General features: G+C 46.8%; 11 protein-coding genes and 1 pseudogene. 11 read left to right on the top strand and 1 reads right to left on the bottom strand.

Going from position 1 to position 15,530, the window contains the following annotated elements; translation table 11 throughout:
• The 11 genes and pseudogenes from AC1DUA_RS14085 to AC1DUA_RS14035 all read left to right on the top strand — a co-directional run.
• Window positions 1–1,307, top strand: a 1,307-nt coding sequence (locus tag AC1DUA_RS14085) for an MGH1-like glycoside hydrolase domain-containing protein (RefSeq protein ID WP_477500360.1), incomplete at its 5' end; no start/stop codon positions are given.
• A complete protein-coding gene (locus tag AC1DUA_RS14080; RefSeq protein WP_477500359.1) occupies window positions 1,304–2,371 on the top strand; it encodes a sialidase family protein in 1,068 nt (355 codons plus the stop codon). The genes AC1DUA_RS14085 and AC1DUA_RS14080, both read left to right, overlap by 4 nt.
• A gap of 118 nt (window positions 2,372–2,489) precedes the next feature.
• Entirely contained in the window at window positions 2,490–3,380 is an 891-nt protein-coding gene (locus tag AC1DUA_RS14075; RefSeq protein WP_477500358.1) for an AraC family transcriptional regulator, read from the top strand.
• 198 nt (window positions 3,381–3,578) lie between these two features.
• Window positions 3,579–4,700, top strand: a complete 1,122-nt coding sequence (locus tag AC1DUA_RS14070; RefSeq protein WP_477500357.1) for an ABC transporter ATP-binding protein — start codon at window positions 3,579–3,581, stop codon at window positions 4,698–4,700.
• 18 nt (window positions 4,701–4,718) lie between these two features.
• The gene (locus AC1DUA_RS14065; RefSeq protein ID WP_477500356.1) at window positions 4,719–7,694 is read left to right on the top strand and encodes an extracellular solute-binding protein; all 2,976 of its coding nucleotides are present in this window, start codon (window positions 4,719–4,721) and stop codon (window positions 7,692–7,694) included.
• Window positions 7,681–8,467 (top strand): annotated as a pseudogene (locus tag AC1DUA_RS14060) (carbohydrate ABC transporter permease). Before AC1DUA_RS14065 ends, AC1DUA_RS14060 begins: the two are co-directional and overlap by 14 nt.
• Window positions 8,468–9,367, top strand: a complete 900-nt coding sequence (locus AC1DUA_RS14055; RefSeq protein ID WP_477500355.1) for a carbohydrate ABC transporter permease — start codon at window positions 8,468–8,470, stop codon at window positions 9,365–9,367.
• A 41-nt stretch (window positions 9,368–9,408) separates the two neighbouring features.
• Window positions 9,409–10,050, top strand: coding sequence for a DUF5060 domain-containing protein (locus AC1DUA_RS14050; protein WP_477500354.1), 642 nt, complete (start codon window positions 9,409–9,411; stop codon window positions 10,048–10,050).
• Window positions 10,047–10,442, top strand: coding sequence for a DUF5605 domain-containing protein (locus AC1DUA_RS14045; protein ID WP_477500353.1), 396 nt, complete (start codon window positions 10,047–10,049; stop codon window positions 10,440–10,442). Before AC1DUA_RS14050 ends, AC1DUA_RS14045 begins: the two co-directional genes overlap by 4 nt.
• A 22-nt stretch (window positions 10,443–10,464) precedes the next feature.
• Entirely contained in the window at window positions 10,465–11,910 is a 1,446-nt protein-coding gene (locus AC1DUA_RS14040) for a DUF5605 domain-containing protein (RefSeq protein ID WP_477500352.1), read from the top strand.
• Window positions 11,911–11,922: 12 nt separating this feature from the next.
• Window positions 11,923–14,286, top strand: a complete 2,364-nt coding sequence (locus AC1DUA_RS14035; protein WP_477500351.1) for a glycoside hydrolase family 95 protein — start codon at window positions 11,923–11,925, stop codon at window positions 14,284–14,286.
• A 153-nt stretch (window positions 14,287–14,439) separates the two neighbouring features.
• Here the strand turns inward: AC1DUA_RS14035 and AC1DUA_RS14030 are convergent, their stop codons facing one another.
• Window positions 14,440–15,123: a DNA-binding response regulator gene (locus AC1DUA_RS14030; protein WP_477500350.1), complete on the bottom strand. Its 684-nt coding sequence runs from the start codon at window positions 15,121–15,123 to the stop codon at window positions 14,440–14,442.
• Between the last annotated feature and the right edge of the window lie 407 nt (window positions 15,124–15,530).

Below are 15,530 nucleotides of genomic sequence, written 5' to 3'. Positions count from 1 at the left end.
TATCTGTACCGCTTCATTTGATGGATGCTAGATGGCACCATGATAGGAGATATAGTGAAGGCCCTCTGCGCAATATGGCGGAATCCCCAGGGGAGGGCGGGCAATTCAGCTGCCTTACCGTCGACACGGTTATGCATGCATTCGCTAACTTTACTTGTTGGGCTGCTTACCAGCTATATCTGGTGCATCGCAACAAGGAGATGATCGTCGAGATGCTTCCTGCTTACAAAAGTCAAATCTCAGAAGCCATTCGCATTCACGGGAGCGACCACGATCAATTAATGATCGAATATAAACATACTCGCACGGGTAAAGAATATCAGCCGAGTTACTGGTACTTTCATCATTTCCCTAAGAATCCAAAGGATAAAGAAACGTATACGCACCTGAAAAGAGTAGATCGAACTGTTTATCACTATTTGAACACGCTTGCAGTAGCCCATATGTGCGAAATCGCTGGCGATTCGGAAGCGGAGAGCTACCGTCTGCTGGCGGATCGCATCAAGCAAGACATCCTTGAAAAGATGTGGGATGAGGAGACAGCATTTTTCTACGACCTCCATTATCAGACTGACCAAAAAGCGTTCGTGAAAAATATTGTTGGTTTCTATCCAGCTTGGGCGCAAATCATCGATGACTCCTACCAGGGGATGATCAGACATTTATTGAACGAAAATGAATTCAATTCGAAGTGTCCGTTTCCTTCTGTTTCCATGGATTGTCCTGCTTACTCCAAAGACGGGGGCTGGATGGGCCATTTTGTGAAAGGGCGGAACGGTTGTGTGTGGGATGGTCCTACCTGGCCGTATACGAACTCAATCGCACTCGACGCGCTCGCGAAAGAGAGCAAACGCAGCGGCAATCAATATGATGCATTCTTCGCTCAGACGCTGCGAGAGTACGCGTTTCTACATTTTATGAAAAGAGACCTCAATCAACCCGGTCTAGTTGAGCATTACAACAGCGCGACAKGCGAACCGTTAAGTGATGAGCAGGAATATAATCATTCGTTCTTTATTGATCTGATGATTACGCATGTAGCTGGCTTCACGGTGGAAGCGGATCGAATCATTATGGATCCACTCGATATCGGTTTAGATTTCTTCTCTCTAGATCGTGTGAAAGTGGCTGGTAGTGAGTATCGAATTACGTACAAGAAACCGAACGTACATGCCAATGTTTCTGATCTCGAGGAAGGCTATCGACTTTATGTAGATGGCAATCTTGTTTTCTCAAACCATACACTTTGCCGAGTTGAGATTCCTTTGCAGGAACTAGAGACTAATAGGGGGGCGATCCTATCATGAGTAGATTTAACGGTGCTGTGCTCGAAGGCGGAGCAGATTCAACGATTCAAGAGGCTTACCTGCCAGTTTTTCATACGAATGATAATCATGCGGCTAATTTACTGGAATTAGATAATGGAGATTTATTATGTGTTTGGTTCTCCGGCAGCGGGGAAGGGAATCCGGATACGAATATCGTCATGTCCAGATTAGCAGCGGGTTCCAAACAATGGTTGGCTCCAGTTCAGCTCTCTGATAATCTTGAGCGGTCCGAGCAAAATCCAGTGCTGTTTCAAGCGCCAAATGGCAAGCTCTGGTTGTTTCATACGTCGAATGAACCACACAACCAGAAAACGTCAAGGATCGTTTACAGAATCTCGGAGGATCGCGGTGAAACATGGAGCGCTGCCGAGGTTCTCTCGGATGGACTTGGGATTTTCCTTCGGCATCCTCCCCTTGCTCTGAAGAACGGGGATTGGCTTTTACCGGCCTATTACTGCCGGCTTGAAGGCCATTATAGCGTAGTTTTGATAAGTTCTGATGAAGGTGCGACGTGGACAGAATATGAGGTACCCGGCAGCATTCATCGTGTTCAAATGAACGTGGTAGAACTTGACGAAGGCAAGCTTTATGCCATGTTTCGCAGTCGTCAAGCAGACCGAATCTATACGAGCGTTTCTCGGGACTTTGGGAAAAGCTGGTCGGTTCCAGTGAAGAGCGAATTGCCAAACAATAATTCCTCGACACAGCTTGTTAAGCTGAATAATGGCCAATTGGCCTTAATTTATAACAATTCAACGATGGAGCGTGACCAGTTCCGTTGGGTTCAGCGCAAAGGTGAATTTCGCAAGAAACCACTTCGCACACCACTTACACTTGCAATGTCAGAGGATGATGGCAACACTTGGCCGTATGTCAGAAACGTGCAAATGGCTGATCTGGAATACAAGGAATCAGAAGTCGGGTATTCCTATCCATCGATTATCGAGACTCGCGACAATCACATTCATCTTGCTTTCTCTTATTTGCGTAAAGGAATTAAACACATCCGCATGCCGTTAGATTGGATCAAAGAGGGACAATAACCATGTTGTCAAGAGGAACAGGGAGCACCTTTCACGTGTTCCCGACTTCCTCGGCTTGCTGCAGATTCACATACATGAATACGTAGATCACAAATACTTGTAGAAGAAGGTGATAACTATGAATGGAAGAATCGATCATTTAAGCGGGGATTTATTTTTTGATCAAGATTTGGATATTTTTCTAAATCGTGAATTGGAATCGTTTACAACACTGCAGCACACGCATGATTTCGTAGAAATAAGTTTCGTCGGCGAAGGCTGTGGTTATCATTACATTGACGAAGAAGTTATCTATGTGAAGCAGGGAGATCTGTTTGTCATCCCAATTGGCACCTCCCATGTGTTCCGGCCGTCCTCTCCAAAACAGGACAAAATGTTGGTGATCTATAACTGCATTTTCCGTGTTGAACTACTTGATAAGTGGAAGCATCTCCTGCAGCAAGATTCCGTAACCTTCGATGCTATCAATAACCCAAAGCAATGTACGGCTCGTTGGTTGCATTTTCAGGACAAACACGACACCTTCTCTTTGATCGTCCAAAACATGTATAGGGAATATTTGAAAAAGAGTGCTGGCTTTGAAACGGTTTTGATAGCGCTTTTAATCCAAATGTTGGTATTGCTTCAACGTTTTGAGATGGTGAATGAAACGGAAACCGCTTCCTTTCGGATGTTCGATGAAGTTGTGCATTTCATCAAATCCCGCTATACGAACAATCTTACGGTTCAGGATGTGGCGGACTACTTTTTCCTTAGCGCAAGCCATTTTCAGCGGTTATTTAAAAAATCGACAGGCCTATCGTTTACCCAGTATTTGCAAAATGTTCGTATACAGAAATGTTGTGAACTGTTGAAATCAACCGATATCCCGATCTATCAGATTGCCAATCAAGTGGGCTATCAGGATATGAAGTTTTTCCATGCGCTCTTCCGTAAAAAAACAGGGGTAACACCAAGACAATATCGTCAAAACTTTCAAGAACTCGACGAATCCGATATTTCTTGTTAATTTATGGAGCTGGCCATTGATATGGAGCAGCTTTTTTTATTTTAATTTACACAGCAGAAAAGAACTGAAAGCAGGATTCCCCCTATAACTAAGTAATCATCACCTATAATGCGTTCAAATGAGGGGTGTATAATAAAAAACAAGCGTATTGAAACCGTTATCAACAAGATGTTGATATGACCTATAGGAGGTACTGTAATGGGGCGAATTCTATTAAATCACGTGGAAAAACGTTTTGGCAAAGAGAGAGCTTATGCAGTCAGAGATTTTAATTTGGAAATTCAAGATGGCGAGTTTATCGTCATGGTCGGGCCTTCCGGCTGTGGGAAATCGACAACGCTCAGGATGAWCGCTGGCCTAGAGGACATTACTTCCGGCGAGCTTTACATTGGAGATAAACTGGTCAATCATTTGCCTCCGAAAGACAGGGATATCGCGATGGTTTTTCAAAACTATGCGTTGTATCCGAACATGAGCGTATATGAGAACATTGCGTTCGGATTACGCTTGCGGAAAATGGCCAAAAATGAGATCGATCAAGCGGTCAAAAGTACGTCGAGGGTACTGGAAATCGAGCCCTTCCTGGATCGGAAGCCAAGACAACTCTCCGGCGGACAGCGCCAGCGGGTAGCTTTAGGAAGAGCAATTGTCCGTAATCCACAAGTCTTCTTAATGGATGAGCCTTTATCGAATTTGGATGCGAAGTTAAGGGTTCAGATGCGTACGGAAATTATTGGACTTCAGAAGCAGCTTGGCGTAACCATGGTTTACGTCACACATGACCAGGTGGAAGCCATGACCATGGGGCATCGCATCGTGGTGATGAAGGATGGCGTGATCCAGCAAGTGGATACCCCTAAGCTGATCTATAACAATCCGCGAAATATGTTCGTTGCCGGGTTTATCGGTACGCCTCCAATCAATTTTATCGAAGGTAAAATTCTGGAAGGCAGCGAAGGTTCACTTGAGTTTCACACCAACCGTTATTACCTCAGGATTCCAAAGGCTCATGCGGATATGCTGAGGAAGCACAAGAAGGTCGACAGAAACGTCATCATGGGMATCCGCTGCGAGAATATCCATTTGGATGCAACCATTCGGGAGGCGAATCCCCATGCGCAAATTACCGGCATCCAGAAATTGAATGAATTAATGGGAGCGGACATGTATTTGTATTTGGACATTGGGATGCCTAAACTGCTCATCGCAAGGGCACAGGCGGATCATGACTTTGAAGACAATGAGAAGCTGGTTTTAACCATAGATATGCAGAAAGCACTGTTCTTTGATAAAGAAACCACCGAGAATTTGTGGTACTAGAGCGGTGCAGCGGGAGGGATGGAGTTGAAAGCGTTATTAAGAACACGGGCAGTGATGTCCTTCATGTTAGCCCTTATATGCGTGCTAAGTCCTACACTATCTGCACTGGCTGACAGCAATGGCACATTGCCTAAAGCAAGTTCCACTTCTGGAGGCGCGGAGGCAGCATCGCATACAACGAAAAACTTGATACCTACGTATGCAGAAGTACTTGAAGGTTGGAAAAAGAACGGCGCCAAAGACAATCATACGGGCAGCATGACGTTATCGGCAGCGAGTATGGCGGGAAAGTCGGCTAATGCGAACGTCGCTGTAGAGTCGTATGATGGCAAGAATAATGTACTGATCTGGAAAGCCAAAAGTGACGAATGGATCGAGTATGACTTGGACGTTACACAAGGCGGACTGTATACGATTGAGATGTCATATCATCCTTTTGTAGATTCGAGAGATCGTAAACCGATTGCCTTGAGCTTAAGTGTTGACGGGGTTTCCCCGTATCTCGAATCCAAGTCGCTTGAGTTATATCGCCACTGGAAGGATAAAATGCCGATTGTCAAAGATGACAATGGCGACGAAATTCGTCCGGCAGCAAGCGATATCTMAAGCTGGCAAACCTGGGAATTGCGTGATATGTCTGGAGCTTACTTAGATCCTCTGCTCTGGAATTTGACACCTGGTAAGCATAAAATCCGCTTGGCAGGTAGCGATCCAATGGCATTAGAGACTATTTCTTTCAAAGCGCCTGTCCCTGTTGCGGACTATGAAACTGTAAAAAAAGAGCAGCCAAAAAATGCCGCTCCTGTAGAAGCTGATCCCATCGTCATCGAAGCGGAACAGGTCGGTTGGAAAAATGATTCTTCGATAACGCTCGCTTTTGATAATGATATTGCCAATAGTCCTTATGTCCGGGGGAAAATTAGCTACAATACGCTGGATGGAAGTCACTGGTCGTCGAAAAATCAGGAAATCAGCTGGAGCTTTGATGTTCCTACAACTGGTTTCTACAAAATAGCGCTGCGTCAGCAGCAATCTCTAGTTTCTAATCGCTCATCGTTCAGGACGATTATGATCAACGGCAAAGTGCCGTTTTCCGAGTTGAAAGCTTATCGATTCCCTTACGCAACAGGTTGGAAAGGGAGAGAGTTAGCCAATGACGGAGGCGAAGCGTACCAGTTCTATTTGGAAAAAGGAAGTAATACCATTTCGATGCGTGTTACACAAGCACCCGTCATTACGGCTGCAGCAGAAATGGATAAAGCCATTGCTACATTGGTTAAGCTTTCCACGGATCTGCGCACTCTGACTGGCGGGGTAGATGACAAGAACCGAACCTGGGATCTCAAAAAGGATTTACCCGGATTTGTTGAGCAGTTACAGGATCTAAATGATAATCTTGCGGCAACAAGGGAACAGTTAATAACAATCAATGGCCGCTCCGACGCTTTGTCCCAAGGGTTAGTGACGGTAAGCAAAGATATTGAAACGTTTTTGAAATACCCGGATGAAATTCCTTATGATGCAGGCAGGATGAATACAATGCAGGGCAAGCTCGCCGACTTGGTCAAACAGCTAAGCTCCCAGCCGCTGCAGATTGACCGCATTTTCATCGTGCCGGTTCAAAAGTCTTTTCCAAAAATGGAATCGACGTTTACGGAGAAGATACAAGGCTCAATTATTAATTTCTTCAATTCGTTTAGAAGCAAAGAGGTTTCGGAAAAAAACGATGATCAAGTGCTCAATGTGTGGATGAACCGTGGACGGGATTACGTTAATTTGCTGCAAAGCATGACGAATGAAATGTTTACACCACAAACGGGCATTAAGGTGAAAATCAATTTGCTCAAAGACGATAAGCTGCTCCTATTGATGAATGCGGCTGGAATGGCGCCTGACGTTGGCATCGGTTTGCCCCATGATACGCCGTTCGATTATGCCATTCGTAATGGGGTGTACAATTTAAAACAATTCCCGGATTTCGATGATGTGTATAAACAATTCGCTCCGGGCGCGTGGATGCCGTATTTCTATGATGGAGGCTATTATGGCGTTCCGGAAACGCAAACGTTCTCCATGATGTTTTACCGGAAAGATATTTTGCAAAATCTAGGGCTTAGTGTGCCGGACACTTGGGATGACATGTACCGAATGCTGCCGGTTCTTCAACAGAATGGCATGAATTTTACGCCGGTTGAACACAGCATATTTATGCAGATGCACGGTCTGGAATATATTAAGCAGGATGGTTCTAGAACGGGTCTCAATACGGATAAAGGGTTCGAAGCCTTCAAAGAGTGGACGGATTTGCAGAACAAATACGGAATCGATCAGCGAAGCGATAATTTCGTTCAGCATTTCCGTGATGGTTCTTATCCGATCGGCATTGCCGATTTAAATGGCTATCTTCAATTGACTGTTGCAGCACCTGAACTCAATGGCGTATGGGGCGTTGCACCGATTCCCGGCGTCAAGCAAGCAGATGGCACGGTTGTTAGGTGGACAGGTGGCAACGGCGGCGATCAATTCGCATCCTCCATCTTCAAACACACGAAGAAACCGCAAGAAAGCTGGGAATTCCTGAAGTGGTGGATGTCGGAAGAGGTGCAGGAGAAATATGGCCTCGACTTGGAAACACTCAATGGGGTTACGTTCCGCTGGTACACATCCAATGTCGATTCGTTTGTCAAGCTTCCTTGGWAGGAAGAAGATCTTCAAGCCATTCTGGAGCAGTGGAAATGGTTCCGTGAAGTTGCGAAAGTACCAGGCAGCTACTACATGGAGCGTGAACTTACGAACGCGTGGACGCGAACCGTCATCGGCGGGGAGAATTATCGGACATCGCTCGAAACCGCAATAAAAGAAGTAGACAGGGAAATCCAGAGGAAGATGCAGGAGTTTCATTTCGTTGATGCCAATGGACAATTAGTACGATCTTTGAATTTACCCGTGATTACAAAGCCATGGGAAGGAGTGGATAAGTATGTTAAAAAGTGAAGTGCAAGTGCTTCCAAGAGCGCTTCAACCGGTCAAAATCCGAAAAAATAAGCTGATATCGGGGCTGCAAACGCTTTGGGAATATCGGGTCTCGTATTTATTCATCGCCCCGTTCCTGATCTGTTTCATCATTTTTATTTTGCTGCCGGTTTTGTCCGCCTTAGCGCTTAGCTTTACTTATTTCATGGTTCACGCTGGCCATGTATACCCCGTCGTTAGCGAGTCTTGTTGCGATGAGTATTATTTGGACGCCCATGCTCTCCAGCGACAGAATTGGTTACTTGAACAGCTTTTTATTAAAAATGAGCTTGATTAGCGAACCTGTCCAGTGGGTAACAAGTAAAGAGCACTTAATGACATCCATGGTCGTTGTTTCTCTGTGGAAAAGTATGGGGATCGGGTTCCTCGGCATGTTAGCGGGTATTCTCAATGTGAATCCCGAATTGTACGAGGCAGGCCGCTTGGATGGCATTCGCAGCCGTCTGGAAGAAGTCTGGTACATTACGATTCCTTCTACCAAGCCACAAATGTTGTTCGGAGCCGTCATGGCTATCGTTGGAGCGATACAGTTGTCATCCATCGGAACGGCGTTGTCCGGCATGAATCCGACACCGGAATATGCGGGCCATATGATCACAACACATATTGATGATTATGGACTAAAACGGTTTGAACTCGGCTACGCGACTGCTTTGACCGTGTGTTTGCTAACGATCGTTTATTTCGCCCAAAAGCTGAGCTGGAAGCTGTTCGGAACGAAGGGAGAAGAATAGATGAAAATTGCAGGGACAATGCGTCAATTGGACGTATGGCGCAGGAGGGTGGGGATTCGGCGACTCAGCCCATTCGAGATGTTTGCGGCTGTGCTTCTTGTTGCGCTGAGCATCTTCATGCTGCTGCCGATCGTGTATATCATTAACCATGCTTTCAAGCCGTATCAGGAGCTGTTTATCTATCCGCCAAACATCTTTGTAAGGGAGCCGTCGCTTCAGAACTTTGCGGAACTGCTTGCCACGACCAAAGGGACAGCGGTTCCGGTTTCCCGCTATTTATTTAATAGCATTGTCGTCACAGGAATGGCTGTATTCTTGATCACGATGACAAGCGCAATGTGCGCTTATGCCATTTCCAAGCATAAGTTCCCAGGACATAAGCTGGTGTTCGCAACGATTCTGCTGACGCTGGTATTCGTACCGGAAACCGTAGAAATTCCTAAATATTTGATCATTAGCAGGCTGCACATCTTCGATACGTACTGGGGACACGTTTTGCCTCTCATCGCTGTGCCAACCGGCGTGTTTCTCATGAAGCAGTTTATTGACCAATTGCCGGATGAACTGCTTGATTCTGCACGAATTGACGGTGCGAAGGAACTCAGACTTTTTATCAGTATCGTAATTCCAATGCTCATGCCGGCAGTTGCGACTATTGCGATTATCGCCTTTGACTCCGCTTGGAAGGATTCCAGCACATCGACCTTCTATATGCAGGACGAGACGATGAAGACGTTCCCGTTCTATGTAGAAACATTAACGAGCGGTATGGCGAACAGCGTGGCAAGGCAAGGTGCTGCAGCTGCAGCTGCGCTCCTCTTATTTTTGCCAAACCTGATTATGTTTCTCGTTTTTCAAAGTAAGGTCATCGCCACAATGGCTCATTCCGGGATTAAGTAACGGGGAATAGTTGAGGTGAACAAGGAGGGGATTACGAGCCTATGGCGATTGAGATGAACATGCGGAAAGTGGAGCAGTGGGCACAGTTTGAACTGGCATTGAACGGCCCCTTTGAGGGCAATCCGTTTCAAGATGTTAAGTTCTCCGCACGATTTCAATATAAAAACTATGTTGTCGAACCAGATGGCTTTTATGACGGTGACGGCACATACCGGGTTCGTTTCATGCCTGACAGACCTGGCATTTGGCGGTATGTGACCCGAAGTAGTCATGAAGAGCTTGATGGACATAGCGGTGAGTTCCACTGTACACCGCCATCTGCCGGGAACCATGGTACCGTGCGGGTAAAAGATGAGTATTTATTCGCCTATGAGGATGGAACACCGTATATGCCGTTCGGCACAACCTGCTATCATTGGACACACCATGGCAGCAATGAGTTGGAAGAGCTCACCTTGCAGGCACTGAAGAATTCGCCATTTAACAAAGTGAGAATGTGTCTTTTGCCAACACGGGATATGCAGCCGCCGCTAAGGTTAGCCTTTGCTGGCACGTGCCCGGAGGATATTGACAAAAAACAATTTAATCCGGCATTTTTCGCTCATTTGGAAGATCGTATTCAGGGTCTCATGCAGAAGGCAACAGTTCCAGACGTTGGGGCAATATATCCGGCGAGGAATTGACGCACCGATTCTGGGAGGGCTTATCAAGAGGCGGTTTTGTAGGGCATGGTGAGTCCTTCATCAACCAAGAAACGAGAGCCTGGATATCATCTGGAGGCAAGTTGTACGGCGAAAGTACAGAGCGAATTGCTTTTTTGCGAAAAGTGATGGAAGAAGGACCGGCGGACTGGATGAAAGCAGCGGAGGAAGGGACGTACAAGCTGCTTTACTTCGGGCGTCATCAGCATGCGTTCAAAGTCTTGGAACTTAGGCAGGATGATTCCTACCGAATAGAACTTATTGATACTTGGCAAATGACAGTTACACCGCTGCCAGGCACGTTCAGTGGGAGCTGTAGGGTAGACCTGCCAGGAGAACCTTTTATGGCGCTTCGTATTCAAAAGGTTGGATAAGCAGTCTATGTGGAAGGAGGAGATGAAGCTGATCTATACAAGGGATGTAGAGCGCTGGGGCATGTTTGAGCTAACGCTGGACGGTCCCTCGCTAGGGAACCMATTCATGGACATTCAGCTTAGCGCCCGGTTTATGAAGGGACTGAATGAGGCATATGCTGAAGGCTTTTATGATGGTAATGGCAGGTACTGTATCCGGTTTATGCCGGAGGAAGAAGGTTTATGGCGGTTCGAGACTTCAAGTTCGTCCGCGGAAATGGACCAGCTGAAGGGTGAATTTACTTGCGCCTCTGTTGCACACACGAACAACCATGGCCCAGTGAGAGTGACTGATTCCGGCTATTTTGGATATGCGGACGGAACACGGTATACGCCAGTAGGGACGACGAGTTATGTGTGGCATCTGCAAAATAGAGACGTACAGCAGCAAACGTTGCGAACGCTAAGGGATGCGCCTTTTAATAAAATTAGAATGTTGGTTTTCCCAAAGTCGCACATGCTGAATGATCGGGAACCCGATATATATCCATTTGAAGGTGGGCCCGAATCCGGTTTCGATTATACACGGATCGTTCCCGACTACTTCGCACATTTGGAGAACCGGGTCAACGACTTGGCTGAATTGGGCATTCAGGCGGAACTCGTCTTGTTTCATCCCTATGATGAAGGGCGCTGGGGATTTGACCGGATGCCGCAAGAAGCGGATGACCGCTATGTGCGTTATGTCGTCGCGCGATTCGCAGCTTATAGCCATATTTGGTGGTCACTTGCGAACGAATACGATGTAATGACTCATAAGAAATTGGATGACTGGAGCCGATTATTTCGAATTATTCAGGAATGTGATTATGGAGGCCATTTGCGGTCTATTCATAATTGCAAAACATGGTATGATTTTGGCACACCATGGACGACTCATGCCAGCATCCAGCATGCCGATGTGAAAGTGATTTCGGAATGTACCAAACAATACGGCAAGCCGGTCATCATTGACGAATGCGGTTATGAAGGCAATTTGGATACAAGATGGGGCAGCTTGACACCCGAAGAATTGCTTTGCCGAATCTGGGAAGGCACCTGCCGAGGTGGGTATGTGACGCATGGGGAAAGTTACTTGCATGCCGACAAAATAATATGGTGGTCGCATGGCGGAGAACTGCAAGGAAAAAGCATGAGGAGGATCGAATTTTTAAAAGAAATTCTTGAAGCTGCTCCTGCTCAATTGGCTTATACGAGCGATAGCTATGATGCAGCGACATTGTCGGTTCGAGGCGAATATTACTTGCAGTATTTTGGCCCGCACCGCTTTGCGTATCGCGAATTTTCATTGCCAGAAGGAACGTACCAAGTGGATTTAATTGATACATGGCATATGGTTATTACCCCGATAGCGGGCAAACATGAAGGGCGTTTTCGAATAAATTTGCCAGGAAAACTCTATTACGCATTGCGCATTCAAAAAATTTAGGGAGTGTTGCTGATGAAACAAATGCGAAATTCTGCCAACGGAACAAAGTTGTGGTACGAAAAACCGGCAAGATCTTGGAACGATGCACTTCCGATCGGCAATGGACGTCTAGGCGCTATGATATTCGGCAAAGTCAATAACGAACGATTGCAACTCAATGAGGACTCCGTTTGGTATGGAGGACCTGTTAACGGTGATAATCCAGAGGGACAGAAATACTTTCCTATGGTTCGCCAGTTGTTGATGAAAGGGAAACAAATCGAAGCGGAAGAGCTCGCACAAATGGGAATGATGTCGATTCCTAAATCCTTACATCCTTATCAGCCACTTGGAGATTTTCAAATCTACCATGATGGTGAGAAGAAGATGATTTCCAATTACTATCGGGAATTAGATATTGAACAAGGTATCGCGCAAGTGGGCTATTGCCTGAACGATATTCAGCATTCCAGGGAAATGTTCAGCAGCGCGATTGATCAAGTTATTGTCATTCGCATCAAGTGCGATCGACCTGCCAAGTTAAACTTGCGCATGCACCTCAGCCGAAGACCTTTTGACGAAGGTACTCAGAAGATTGCCAACGACACACTTGTGATGAGTGGTGAAAATGGCAGAGGCGGAGTCACGTATTGCGCGGCAGTGAAAGCGGTTCCCGACGGCGGATCGGTGAAAGTGATTGGCGACTTCCTCATTGTTCAGGCAGAAGCCGTAACGATATATATCGCRTCGCAGACTTCCTTCCGTCACTCGGACCCGATTGCCATATGCACGCGTCAGTTAGAACATGCGGCAGGCAAAGGATACGATAAAGTGAAGCGAGACCACCTTGCGGATCATATCAGCAGAATACAACGTGTGAAGCTGGAGTTAGGTCGTCCTGAGGACAGCAAAGAAGCGGATTTGCTGCCTACTGATGCCCGGTTGCAGCGTTTCAAAGAAGGCGGAAACGACCCTGGGCTAGCGCAATTATATTTCCAATATGGCCGATACTTATTGATGGCTTCTTCCCGTCCTGGATCTAATCCTGCGAATTTGCAAGGGATATGGAATGAAAGCTTTACTCCTCCCTGGGAGAGTAAATACACCATCAATATCAACACGGAGATGAATTACTGGCATGCGGAAGTGTGCAACTTGCCCGAATGTCATGAACCGTTATTTGATTTGATTGATCGTATGCGTATCAATGGCAGGAAAACGGCGCAGGAAGTCTATGGCAGCAGAGGGTTTGTCGCCCATCATAACACCGACATGTGGGGAGCTACCCAAATTGAGGGTAACTTTATGCCGGGATCGATCTGGCCGATGGGCGCGGCTTGGTTAACTCTACATCTCTGGGAGCATTTCCGGTATGGGCAGGACGAGCGTTTCCTTCGCGATCGGGCGTATCCAATCATGAAGGAAGCTGCGGAGTTTTTCTTGGATTATTTGTTTGAAGATGAAAATGGACACCTGATCACAGGACCGTCTACTTCACCAGAAAATAAGTTCATCGGTGCTGATGGCAGTGTTGGCTGTTTGACCATAGGTCCATCCATGGATACACAGATCGTCTATTCCTTGTTCCGTGCGTGTATCGATGCCTCTGAGCGATTGAAAATGGATGAAGGAACAAGGCAAGAATGGGAACGCATGCTTCGCAAACTGCCGCCTCCACAAATCGGGAAGCATGGGCAGCTGCAGGAATGGGTAAAAGACTGGGATGAGGTGCATCCAGGACACCGTCATATTTCCCACTTGTTCGCTTTGCACCCAGGTGAAATGATTCATGTGCGCCACACGCCGGAGTGGGCGAATGCCGCCAAACGAACATTGGAGCGCAGGCTGGAAGCCGGAAGTGGCCATACGGGCTGGAGCCGGGCCTGGATCATTAATTTCTTTGCCCGTTTGGAGGATGGCGAGAAATCGTATGAGCATCTTCGCATGCTGCTGTCGCATTCCACATTGCCGAACTTGTTCGACAATCATCCACCGTTTCAGATTGATGGCAATTTCGGCGGAACAGCAGGCATTGCAGAGATGCTTCTGCAGTCGCACCGTGGCGAGATCAACCTGCTTCCAGCCTTGCCGAGTGCTTGGGCACGAGGAGCGGTTAGCGGTTTGAGAGCCCGTGGCGGCTTCGAAATCGACATGGCCTGGGAAGATGGAGCGATGACTTCCTGTGTTATCCAAGCCAAGTATAGCCAAGCTTGCACCGTTGTTTACAAGGGCGGCCAGCTGCCGCTCATCGTAGAGTCTGACGGCGCTGCGGTGGACGCTGTGCTGGAAGATCAGTCTGGCATGCTTACCTTCCAAGCTGAGACGGGCAAGCGGTATATGTTATCGCTCGGGAAGCAAGCGGAGAGTGAGAGTTTGAAGGAAGCTACGAATATTTGAATGAGGAGGCTGCCGCTATCGGCGGCCTTTTTGTATTTTTAGGTCAGAATTAACAATATTTGCCAATATATGTTTTAGTCTAACACTATTCAGCCTCTAGCTGACTTCGCCCCCATTAGCCCAACACTATTAACCAAGTAGCCAACTATCCTGTCAAAGATCGATAAATTCAGAGGCAGAAACAGAAGGTGATAACAAGTACAGGGACAGCCGCTGTTGACCGCGACCTCCGGGTATCAGTATCCCTTTCGCGAGCAAGTTTCGGAGCAAACTTCGAGCCTTTTGCTGTTCTACGTCCAGTACACGGCAGACATCAGAAGATTTTATGGCTCTTTGCTTGCGGAACGCAGTACGAATGATCTCTTTTTCTTCAACCGTAAGCTTGCCATATGGGTTGGAAGAGAGATTTCCAAACCATTTTCCCATAAATTGTTGGATCATTTGCTCGCACATTCTAGGTTTGTTTTGCACGTCATCGAAGGAAAAACGCAGCAGTTTCCAGCCATCTAGCAGCAAATGATTTTGTCGTACCCATYGATCGGAAAACTGTGATCGGGAAATTTTCTGAAAGTGTGGGCCATAACCGTCGATTTCAATCGCCAGTCGAACATGGCCTTGAATGAACGCAAAGTCAATAAAACGTGTTCCATCACGGAAATCATGAATCTCATATTCAGGTGTGAGATGATCAAGTTTTTTGAAGGCAGGCCACCAAACCTGTTGCAGAAATAATTTTTCTGCATGGCCGTGTCCTTCCGTTAAACGCCTTTTCGACTCTCCTTGTCGCGACTTTACATGTTGGTGCATAAATGCTGAATAAGCTAATTCAAATGTCAAACTTGCATCCTCCTTAGGAAAAGTAAAAAGCCGCCCCCGTCAGGATAACCTGAAATCGGGCAGCGGCGTGTACTTCACAACCAATTTATGTATTGGATGATTATAGCATAAATGGAAACTAACTTGCTAGCTATGCTAGAGTTGCTTGGCTGTACCTGGAACGCTCGCGTTACAGCGAGCGAAAGCTGGCCCTAACGATGTTTTACATCGTTGGGTCGAAGGATCTGAATCGTTGCGAGGCTGCAACGATGTTTTTCATCGCTGTAGCGCGCAATGCCGCGTTACAGCGAGTGGAAGCAGGACCTAACGATGTTTTACATTGGGTCGAAGGATCTGAATCGTTGCGAGGCTGCAACGATGTTTTTTATCGCTGTAGCGCGCAATCCCCCACCCCACCTCCCTCCCAC

The sequence above is a fragment of the Paenibacillus sp. 01T422 genome, assembly GCF_056398785.1.
The sequence above is the reverse complement of the archived record's forward strand: the minus strand, read 5'-3'. Positions and strand labels throughout refer to the sequence as shown.